Raw genomic sequence first — 9,792 nt, 5'->3', positions numbered from 1 at the left:
GCACACCCTGACCCATCTCCAGCCGGTTGATCGTCACGGTGACCTCGCCGTTGGGAGCGATCTGCACGAAGGCCGAGGGCTGCTGGGTCGGCTTGAGGCCGCCGGCCGAATCGCCTGCGCCATTGGCCTGCGCTGTTGCCAGGTGAGGAAAGGCACCGAGCGCGAGCCCTCCTGCGCCGACCAGTTTCAGGAAGCTGCGACGCGGCAAGGCGGCGGCTTGGCCGGCGTGGTCCCGCTCCAGCATGTGCTGCAAGGCGAGCGGCAGTTCCCGGTATTCGATGTTGCGCGACATGGTGTTCCTCAGGCGAGGGTTGTGGCGGCATCGGCCACCGCGGCGCGGATGCGGGCGTAGGTGCCGCACCGGCAGATGTTGCCGGCCATCGCCGAATCGATCTCGGCGTCGGTTGGCAGCTTGCCGCGCGGGACGGACTTCAGGAACGCAGTGGCCGACATGATCTGGCCGCTCTGGCAGTAGCCGCACTGCGCGACGTCATGCTTGACCCAGGCTTCGTGCACCGCCTTGCCGACCTTGTCGGTGCCACCGGTGACGGCTTCGATGGTGGTGATCTTCTGCCCGGCCGCCGCGGAGATCGGCGTCACGCACGAGCGAATCGCCTGGCCGTCGAGATGGACCGTGCAGGCGCCGCACAGGGCCGCGCCACAGCCGAACTTGGTGCCTGTCATGCCCAGCGTGTCGCGCAGCACCCAGAGGATGGGGGTGGACGGGTCGGCATCGACCGTGCGATCGCGGCCGTTGATGTTGAGCTTGCTCATGGTCGGTGGGTTCTCCGCGAACAGTGGATGGGCAAGGGACGCCTGGTGAGTCAGCGTTTGGGATTGCGACTGTAGGCACACCGATCGGGAAGAAAAAGGCACCAACGCTTATGACCGTATGAAGGTCTCCTTCAAGACGCATGTCGACCGACGTACTCGATCAACGCCTTCAGCTTCGAAGGCTGATCGTGCCTGCTGGGGTAGTACAAGTAAAAGCCAGGGAACGTTGGCGAGAACTCGGTCAGCACACGCTTCAAGCGCCTGGCCTGAAGGTAGGGCTGTGCCAGTTGTTCGAAGGTGTACGCCAATCCGACGCCTTCGAGCGCGATGTCCAGGCTGAACGTCGTGTCGGTGATGATCAGGTTGCCGCCGACCTCGTAATCCACCTGGCGGCCATCTACGTCGAACTCCCACTTGTAGATGGCGCCTGTGGAGGCAAAGCGCAGCCGGATGCAGTTGTGACGCACAAGATCGTCTGGATGCCGGGGGGCTGGCACACGCCGCAGATACTCAGGAGTGGCCACCACCGCGACTGTCATGGGTCCACCGATGGGGACGGCGACCATGTCGCGATGCACGCTCTCGCCAAACCGGATGCCTGCGTCGTAGCCTTTCTCGACGATGTCGATGAAACCTTCATCATGGGTCAGCTCGAGCTGGACATGCGGGTTCTCTCGAAGAAAACCCTCCAACAGCGGGCGCAGGACCAGCGCAATGGAGACCCTTGCCGCATTCAAGCGCAATGTGCCGGAGGGCTTGCCCTGAAGGACATTCAGTTCGTCCCCCGCATCGACGACTTGCCCGAGGGCTGGGCCGATGCGTGAGAGGTAGGCCCGACCGGCTTCAGTCAGGCTGACGCTCCGCGTGGTGCGGTTCAATAGCCGCACGCCCAAACGCGTCTCCAGATGCCGGATGGCTTGGCTCAACGCGGATGGCGACACCGCCAAGTCCGCTGCTGCCGCAGTGAAGCCGCCGTGCTCGGCGACCTTCCAGAACGCGATCAATCCGTCCAGTTGATTCAGCTTCATACCTTGAAGCTTACCTTCACAGGTCATGCAGCATTACCCCATTTTTCTTTTGGGTCCTTGTTCATAAAGTTCATGCACGGCCGGTGAGGAAGGTTCTCACCGAAGTCATCACAAGGAGCACGTCATGAGCAAAGTCTGGTTCATCACTGGAGCGGGCAGCGGCATCGGCGCCGGAACCGTCAAGGCCGCGCTGGCGGCCGGCGACCGCGTCGTCGCCACCGGCAGGAACGTGGAGAAGCTGAGAAACGCCCTGCGCGGCGTGGCGACCGACAAGCTGGAGATTCTTCGACTGGATGTCTCCGACGAGGCGCAGGCTTCAACTGCTGTCGCGCAGGCGATGACGAGGTTCGGCCGGATCGACGTCGTGCTGAACAACGCCGGCTACAGCCTGGTCGGCAACTTCGAAGAGCTGACGACACAAGAGATCGAGCGCCAGTTCGCCACCAACTTCTGGGGCGTGAGCCACGTCATGCGGGCAACCTTGCCCGTCATGCGCCAGCAGCGCTCCGGCCACAYCATCAACATGAGCTCGGTGGCGGGCGTCGTTGGGATGAAGCACTGCAGCGCCTATGGCGCAAGCAAGTTCGCCGTGGAGGGCCTTTCGCTGGCAGTCGCCGACGAGGTCGAGAAGTTCGGCATCAAGGTCACCGTCGTCGAGCCGGGCTTCTTCCGCACGGACCTGCTGGAGGCTGCCAACGTCAAGTGGCCCAGCCATCGAATCGACGACTACGCGGCAACCGAGGTGAGCGCCCAGGAAATGTGGTCTCCCTACGATGGCCAGCAGCCGGGGGACCCCGACAAGCTCGGCGAAGTGCTCGTGAAGCTCACCGGCATGGAGGCACCGCCACGCCTGTTCGTGGCGGGAGGCGACGCGATCGAGATGATTGCGCCGGCCGTGCAAGCCCGACTGAAGGCAGTGCATGCCTTCGAGGAGCTTTCGAAATCCACCGCCGGCAACTTCTGATCACGAGGAGCATTCGATGCCTGGATTGTTCGACAGCTACACGTTGAAGGGGGTCGCTCTTCGCAACCGCCTCGCAGCTTCGCCGATGTGCCAGTACATGGCCAAGGAAGGCCTGGCGACCGACTGGCACCTTCCGCACTATGCAAGTCTGGCGCGCGGTGGTGCGGGCCTGGTGATGGTCGAGGCTACCGCCGTGTCGCCCGAGGGCCGCATCACGCCCGGCGACCTCGGGCTCTGGAGCGATGCGCACGTGCGGGGACTGGCCGCCGTGGCCCGAACCATCACGGGGGCGGCTGCGGTGCCAGGCATCCAGCTCGCCCATGCAGGGCGCAAGGCGGGCTGCGCGCCACCCTGGGAAGGCGGTGCGCCACTGGCCTCGACGGCCCCGGCACGCTGGGAACCCATTGCGCCTTCGGCATTGCCACTGATCGCGGAGCAGCCCCACGTGCCGCGCGCGATGACGCTGACGGACATTCACCGGGTGCAGCAAGACTTTGTCGATGCGGCGAAGCGCGCGCATGACGCAGGCTTCAAGTGGCTGGAACTGCACTTTGCGCACGGCTTCCTGGCGCAGAGCTTTCTTTCGAAGCACTCCAACGCACGTGACGACGCCTACGGCGGCAGCCTGGAGAACCGCGCAAGGTTCCTCGTCGAAACGGTGGCCGCGGTGCGGCAGGTCTGGCCGGAAGAGCTTCCGCTCACGGCCAGGCTGGGGGTGCTGGAATTCGACGGCGATGACGACACGAACCTCGCTGAATCCATCGACGTACTGAAGCGTCTCAAGGCCGCCGGGCTGGACCTCGTGGACGTGGGCATTGGCTTCTCGACCATGTCCCCGGTCCCATGGGCGCCGAACATGCTGGTCCCGGTCGCCGAACGAGTCCGCCGCGAAACAGCCTTGCAGGTGGCCACCAGCTGGCTCATCACCGATGCCAGGCAGGCCGACGGCTTCGTGCGAGACGGCCAGCTCGATCTCGTGATGTTCGCGCGGCGGTTGCTGGACAACCCGCATTGGCCGCAGCAGGCTGCTCGGCAACTCGGTGTGGCCAAGTCCTCATGGGTGCTGCCCACGCCGTATGCGTACTGGCTCGAGAACTGGGCTGCGGCATGAAGCGCCGCGATGTATTGGCAGGCATCACCTTTGCCAGCGCAGGACTGACGGCAAAGTCGCACTCGTGGGCCGCTGGCTTGAAAAGCAAAGGAAGAGGAAAAATGACCACACGCAAACTCGGAACACTTGAGGTCTCGGCGTTGGGCGCTGGATGCATGAGCATCAGTGCCAACTACGGCCCCCCAGCGGACATTGCCCAAGGCATCAAGACACTCCGACTTGCCCATGAACTGGGCGTCACCTTCTTTGACACGGCCGAGGTCTATGGCCCGCATACCAGCGAGCAGCTTGTCGGCGCAGCGCTGGAGCCTTTTCGCGACCAGGTCGCGATCGCCACGAAGTTCGGATTCGAGCTTGAGCAGCCAGGAGGCGGCCTCAACAGCCGCCCTGTGCAGAGTTTGCTGTCGGGTTGCTCGTCACAGGCATGTCAGCTCCTCAATCTATGAGCCCATGGTGGGTCGGCCATCATGTCTGTGGCGCGCCGGGTTGCCTTGACGGTTCGCATGTCAACGCACATGCTTTGCCGCACGCTACAGCTTCGATCCCGGACCGACATGACGATGAGCTTGAGGACTTCGTCGAACAGATGGGACGCTGCGCTGCGCGTTGACCCAAGACAGTGATGTGATTCGGAATGGCCACGCGACGGAGCTTACTGTCCCGCGCCCCTCAGGCCCCCATCCCCCTCAGCACGTCATAGCAAGCCCCCATCGTGTGGTAATCCACCTTCCCGGCCGGGCTCTTCTCGTCCGAGATCTTGCGGTTGTCCGGCGTGAGGATGCGGTACCAGGCGCCGTGCTCGTGGTCGAYCATGTGCGCCCAGCTGTAGGTCCACAGCTTGTCGTACCAGCCCCAGTAGCCGGCGTCGCCGGTGCGCAGCGCGAGCAGCGCGGCGGCGGCCAGGCTCTCGGCCTGCACCCAGAAATACTTGTCGCCGTCGCACACGCTGCCGTCCGGCGCGAAGCCGTAGACCAGCCCGCCGTGCGCCGCGTCCCAGCCGCGGCGCATCGCGGTGTCGAAGAAGCGGCGCGCGGTCGGCAGCAGCCACGCGGGGCGCTGGTCGGCCGGCAGGTGGGTCTCCAGCTGCAGCAGCAGCTTCGCCCATTCGGTCAGGTGCCCGGTCTGGAAGCCCCACGGCCGGAAGATGTTCGTCTTGTCGTCGCGGTTGTAGTCCCAGTCGACCGACCAGTCGGCGCGGTAGTGCTCCCACACCAGCGGCCCGTCGGGCGTGTCGGCCAGCGCCGCCTGGCGCTGCGTGATCGACTCGGCCAGCGTCAGCGCGCGCTGCAGGTACTTCGCGTCCTTCGTCGCGTCGAACGCGGCGATCATCGCCTCGCAGCTGTGCATGTTCGCGTTCTGGCCGCGGTAGCTGCCGACCTTCCACGCGGCGTCCGCTTCATCGGCATACAGGCCGCGCGACGGCTCCCAGAAGCGCTGCTCCATCAGCGCGAAGCTCGCGTCGAGCCCGGTGCGCGCCTCCTCCACGCCGGCCATCAGCGCATGCGCATGCGCCAGCACCACGAACGCGAGGCCGTAGCAGTGGTTGGTGCTGTCCTGCACGGTGGCCTTCGTGCCGTCCCAGTCGAGCTGCCACGCGTAGCCGCCGTTCGGCTGCAGGTGCGCCTGCTGCAGGAAGCACAGCGCGTGGCGCGTGCTGTCCTGGTAGCGCTGCTCGCCGAAACGGCGGAACGCCATCGCCTGCGTGAACACGAAGCGCGTGCTGCTGACCAGGTGGCGCGTGCGCCGGTCGTAGACCGTGCCGTCGTCCTTGTAGAAGTGGAAGAAGCCGCCGCTGTCGTCGCGGCAGCGGCCGTCGTAGAACGCGAGCGTGTGGCGGATGTGGGCGAGCAGGGGTTCGGGGCGGCGGAAATCGGGCAGGGGCGGCGTCGTCGTTGTCATGGAAGTCATCGAAAAAATCGGTCAGCTCAGGACCATTCTCTCAGCCCCATCTGCATGCGGCCGAGCGGGCTCAGGTTCTCTTCGCGCGCCCGGCCGTCGAAGCCGAGCTCGTAGTCCTCCGGCGCGAAGTCCGGGCTGCTGCGGCCTTCCAGGAAGGCCGCAGCCTGCCGCTGCGCGAAGGCGGCATTCTTGCCGCACCACGGCGCCGCGCCGATGTAGATCACGTTGCTGTAGCCGCGGCCCGCATGCTGGTCTTCCACCGCGTGGATCACGTCGGAGTGCCACCACACGGTGTCGCCGGGCTCCACCTGCGGAATCGACACCAGCCCCGCCAGCAGCGGCGCATGCCACTGCGGCGACGCGCCCAGCGCCCGCCCCGGCTGCGCGCCGCACAGGTCGCCCTCGGGCACGTCGGGCTGCAGGGCGCGCAGCAGCATCCACGGCGTGGTCTTCGCGATCGGCACCAGCTTCAACGTGCCGTCGCCCGGGCCCTGTCGCGTCAGCGCCGTCCAGCCCTGGAAGGTGCGGAAGGCCGAGCACACGGCGGGCGACGGGATCTCGCGCGTCGCGGTGCGGCCCTCGGCATCGAACGGGTCGAAGGCCAGCGGGTCGCMGTCGAACACCTCGCGGTAGACGTGGCGGAATGTCGGCTCGCACCAGCGCTCGACCGAGCCGCCGTCGGAATGCGGCGACAGCCCGAGCGTCGAGTCGCCCGGCTCGCGGCGGCGGATCCGGTCGGCGTAGTTGAACTGCCGGTCGGGGTCGAAATGGCGCGTGCCGTTCTTCTCGAAGGTCCACAGCCGGTTCAGCCAGGCGCGCGTGGCCGCCATGTCGGCATGCTGGCGCGCCTGCATCTGCGGCAGCGACCAGTACAGGCTGTAGATCTGCGGTCGGCTGGAGCCGAGCGCGCTGAAGTACTTGTCCAGCCCCGCCTTCTGCGGCATGCGCTGCAGGTACTGCACCGCGTCGATGTAGCGCCCGATGGCCTCGTTCCACGCGCCGACGACGTCGGGGTCGAAGACGCGGCGGATCACGACGCAGCCGCGCCGCCTGATGTGCGCCATCTGCGCTGCAGTGACCTTGCCGGCCGCCACGTCCCGGTAGTGCAGCTCGGGCACCGCGCCGCCCTGCGCCTGCTCGGCGCGGATCGCAGCCACCTCGGCCTCCAGTGCCTCGCTCAACCGCGCAAAGCGGCCGGGCAGGTCGCGCACGTCGCGGCGCAGTTGCCGCTGCGAATCCCGCACCGCGGCGGGCACGTCGTTCATCCAGGCTTCCATCGCATGGTCCTCCTGCTTCAGAAGTTCCTCAGTTCAGGCGCTCGCCGGTCTCGGACGCGAACACATGCAGCGCCTGCGGCGGCACATGCACCCGCACCTCGGCGCCGGGCAGCACGTTCGGCAGGCCGCTCATGCGCACCGTGACCTCGGTGTGGCCGAGGTCGACCAGCGCATAGGTCTCCGGCCCGGTCGGTTCCACCAGCGAGATCCGCCCGGCGAGCTGGCCGTCGTCGCGCAGGCTCATGTCTTCCGGCCGCACACCCACGGCCACCTTGCCGGCCGGTCCGTTCGCGAGCTCGCCGATCGCGGTGCCGTCGGGCAGGCGCAGCAGGCCGGCCGCATCGCGCGTCGCGTCGAACAGGTTGATCGACGGCGAGCCGATGAAGGTCGCGACGAAGCGGTTCGCCGGCCGCGTGTAGATCTCGAGCGGCGTCGCCAGCTGCTGGATGCGCCCGGCGTCGAGCACCGCGATGCGCGTGCCCAGCGTCATCGCCTCGACTTGGTCGTGCGTCACGTAGATGGTGGTGACGCCGGTGCGCATGTGCAGCCGCTTGATCTCGGCGCGCATGTCCACGCGCAGCTTCGCGTCGAGGTTYGACAGCGGCTCGTCGAACAGAAAGAGCTGCGGCTGCCGCGCGAGCGCCCGGCCGATCGCGACGCGCTGGCGCTGCCCGCCCGACAGCTGCCGCGGCTTGCGCTGCAGCAGGTGGTCGATCTGCAGCATCGTGGACACGCTCTGCACCGTCTTGTCGCGCTCTGCCTTCGGCACGCCGCGCATCTCCAGCGGGAATGCGATGTTGGCCGCCACCGTCATGTTCGGGTACAGCGCGTACGACTGGAACACCATCGAGATGTTGCGGTCGGCCGGGCCGGCGGCGGTGATGTCCTGGCCGCCCAGCACGATGCGCCCGCCGCTGGGCTCCTCGAGCCCGGCGATCAGGTTCATCAGCGTGCTCTTGCCGCAACCCGACGGGCCGACCAGCACCAGGAACTCGCCGTCGGGCAGGTGGATGTCGATCTCGTGCAGCACGCGGGTCGCGCCGAACAGCTTGTGGATGCCTTGCAGGGCGAGGTCTGCCATGGTGTGTGTAGATCAGCCTTTGACGGAGCCGGCCATCAGGCCGCGAACGAAATACTTCCCCGACAGGATGTAGACAAGCAAGGTCGGCGCGCCGGCGATGAACGCTGCCGCGAAGTRCACGTTGTATTCCTTGACCCCGGTGCTCGAGTTGACGAGGTTGTTCAGCGCCACCGTGATCGGGAAGCTGCTGTAGTCGCTGAACGAGGCGCCGAACAGGAAGTCGTTCCACACGTTGGTGAACTGCCAGATCACCGAGACGACGATGATCGGCACGCTGTTGGGCAGCAGCAGCCGGAAGAACAGCCGGAAGAAGCGCGCGCCGTCCATGCGCGCCGAGCGCACCAGCTCGGCCGGGAACGCTGCGTAGTAGTTGCGGAAGAAGAGGGTGGTGAAGCCGATGCCGTACACCACGTGCACCAGCACCAGCCCCGGCACCGTGCCGGCCAGGTGCAGCAGCCCCAGCGTGCGCGCCATCGGGATCAGCACGATCTGGAACGGGATGAACACCGAGAACATCAGCATCGCGAACACCAGGTGCGCGCCGCGGAAGCGGAACTGCGTCAGCACGTAGCCGTTGAAGGCGCCGATGCCGGTGGAGATCAGCACCGCCGGCAGCGTCATCAGGAAGCTGTTCAGGAAGTAGGGCTTGAGCCCGGTCGCCTGCACGCCGATCTGCGCCAGACTCCAGGCGTCGTGCCACGGCTGCAGCGTGAACGCGTCGGGCCAGGCCATCAGGTCGCCGGCGCGGATCTCGTCGAGCGGCTTCACCGAGTTGACCAGCATCACGTACAGCGGCATCAGGAACAGCAGCGCGGCGTAGCCCAGCACGCCGTACAGCACCACACGCGGCAACACTGTCTTCAGCGTGCGCTCAGCCATGGGCATCCGCCTGGCGCGTCTCGCGCAGGATGTACGGGATCACGACGATCGCGATGGCGATCAGCATCAGCACCGCGCTGGCCGCGCCGACCGCCATCTCGTTGCGCGTGAAGGTGTATTGGTACATGAAGAGCGACGGCAGCCAGCTCGCCCGCCCCGGCCCGCCGTTCGTCAGCGCGATCACCAGGTCGTAGGACTTGATCGCCATGTGCGCGAGGATCACGAAGGCCGAGATGAAGCTCGCGCCGAGCTGCGGCAGGATCACGCGCTGGTAGATGCGCCAGGTGCGCGCGCCGTCGAGCCGCGCGGCGTTCACCACCTCGGTGTCGACGCCGCGCAGCCCGGCCAGGAACAGCGCCATCACGAAGCCCGAGGTCTGCCACACCGCGGCGATCACGACGCAGTAGATCGCGAGGTCGCTGTCCTTGACCCAGCCGAACGCGAAACWGCTCCAGCCGATCGCGTGCATCGAGCGTTCGAGCCCGATGCCCGGATCCATCAGCCACTTCCACGCGGTGCCGGTGACGATGAACGACAGCGCCATCGGGTACAGGAAGACCGACCGGAAGCCGGCTTCCGCGCGCACCTTCTGGTCGATCAGCACCGCCAGCAGCAGCCCCAGCACGCCGCAGCCGAGGATGTACAGCGTCGCGAAGATGCCGAGGTTCTTCACCGACAGCACCCAGTTGTTCAGCCCGACGAGGCGCACGTACGCCTCGGGGCCGGACAACGTGGTCACCGGCACCATCGTCGATGCCGTGAACGACAGCCACGCGGTG

At 66.6% G+C, this 9,792-nt stretch carries 11 protein-coding genes; 3 read left to right on the top strand and 8 right to left on the bottom strand.

Annotation, left to right across the window (positions count from 1 at the left end; translation table 11 throughout):
* The 3 genes from AC1D15_RS09165 to AC1D15_RS09155 form a co-directional block, all read right to left on the bottom strand.
* Window positions 1-292 (bottom strand): twin-arginine translocation signal domain-containing protein (locus AC1D15_RS09165; protein WP_477825740.1); only part of this gene is annotated, 292 nt, incomplete at its 3' end.
* Window positions 293-300: 8 nt separating this feature from the next.
* The gene (locus tag AC1D15_RS09160) at window positions 301-774 is read right to left on the bottom strand and encodes a (2Fe-2S)-binding protein (RefSeq protein ID WP_477825741.1); all 474 of its coding nucleotides are present in this window, start codon (window positions 772-774) and stop codon (window positions 301-303) included.
* A gap of 131 nt (window positions 775-905) precedes the next feature.
* Window positions 906-1,802, bottom strand: coding sequence for a LysR family transcriptional regulator (locus tag AC1D15_RS09155; RefSeq protein ID WP_477825739.1), 897 nt, complete (start codon window positions 1,800-1,802; stop codon window positions 906-908).
* Between the two features lie 124 nt (window positions 1,803-1,926).
* On the opposite strand from AC1D15_RS09155, the gene AC1D15_RS09150 reads away from it, so the two are divergent.
* The 3 genes from AC1D15_RS09150 to AC1D15_RS09140 are packed head-to-tail and all read left to right on the top strand — an operon-like array spanning window position 1,927 to window position 4,323.
* The gene (locus AC1D15_RS09150; RefSeq protein ID WP_477825738.1) at window positions 1,927-2,766 is read left to right on the top strand and encodes an SDR family oxidoreductase; all 840 of its coding nucleotides are present in this window, start codon (window positions 1,927-1,929) and stop codon (window positions 2,764-2,766) included.
* A gap of 16 nt (window positions 2,767-2,782) precedes the next feature.
* Entirely contained in the window at window positions 2,783-3,877 is a 1,095-nt protein-coding gene (locus AC1D15_RS09145) for an NADH:flavin oxidoreductase/NADH oxidase (RefSeq protein WP_477825737.1), read from the top strand.
* Window positions 3,874-4,323, top strand: a complete 450-nt coding sequence (locus AC1D15_RS09140; protein WP_477825736.1) for an aldo/keto reductase — start codon at window positions 3,874-3,876, stop codon at window positions 4,321-4,323. Before AC1D15_RS09145 ends, AC1D15_RS09140 begins: the two co-directional genes overlap by 4 nt.
* 223 nt (window positions 4,324-4,546) lie before the next feature.
* Here the strand turns inward: AC1D15_RS09140 and AC1D15_RS09135 are convergent, their stop codons facing one another.
* The 5 genes from AC1D15_RS09135 to AC1D15_RS09115 form a co-directional block, all read right to left on the bottom strand.
* A complete protein-coding gene (locus AC1D15_RS09135; protein ID WP_477825735.1) occupies window positions 4,547-5,785 on the bottom strand; it encodes an AGE family epimerase/isomerase in 1,239 nt (412 codons plus the stop codon).
* A gap of 17 nt (window positions 5,786-5,802) precedes the next feature.
* Window positions 5,803-7,053 (bottom strand): YbiU family protein, encoded by a 1,251-nt coding sequence (locus AC1D15_RS09130; protein WP_477825734.1) that lies wholly within the window; start codon window positions 7,051-7,053, stop codon window positions 5,803-5,805.
* A 28-nt stretch (window positions 7,054-7,081) separates the two neighbouring features.
* The gene (locus AC1D15_RS09125; RefSeq protein ID WP_477825733.1) at window positions 7,082-8,134 is read right to left on the bottom strand and encodes an ABC transporter ATP-binding protein; all 1,053 of its coding nucleotides are present in this window, start codon (window positions 8,132-8,134) and stop codon (window positions 7,082-7,084) included.
* A gap of 12 nt (window positions 8,135-8,146) precedes the next feature.
* Window positions 8,147-9,013 carry a carbohydrate ABC transporter permease gene (locus AC1D15_RS09120; protein ID WP_477825732.1) on the bottom strand — a complete coding sequence of 289 codons (867 nt, stop codon included), beginning with the start codon at window positions 9,011-9,013 and terminating at the stop codon, window positions 8,147-8,149.
* Window positions 9,006-9,792 (bottom strand): carbohydrate ABC transporter permease (locus AC1D15_RS09115; RefSeq protein WP_477825731.1); only part of this gene is annotated, 787 nt, incomplete at its 5' end. The genes AC1D15_RS09115 and AC1D15_RS09120, both read right to left, overlap by 8 nt.

Source organism: Rhizobacter sp. P2_H2 (assembly GCF_056403375.1).
The sequence above is the reverse complement of the archived record's forward strand: the minus strand, read 5'-3'. Positions and strand labels throughout refer to the sequence as shown.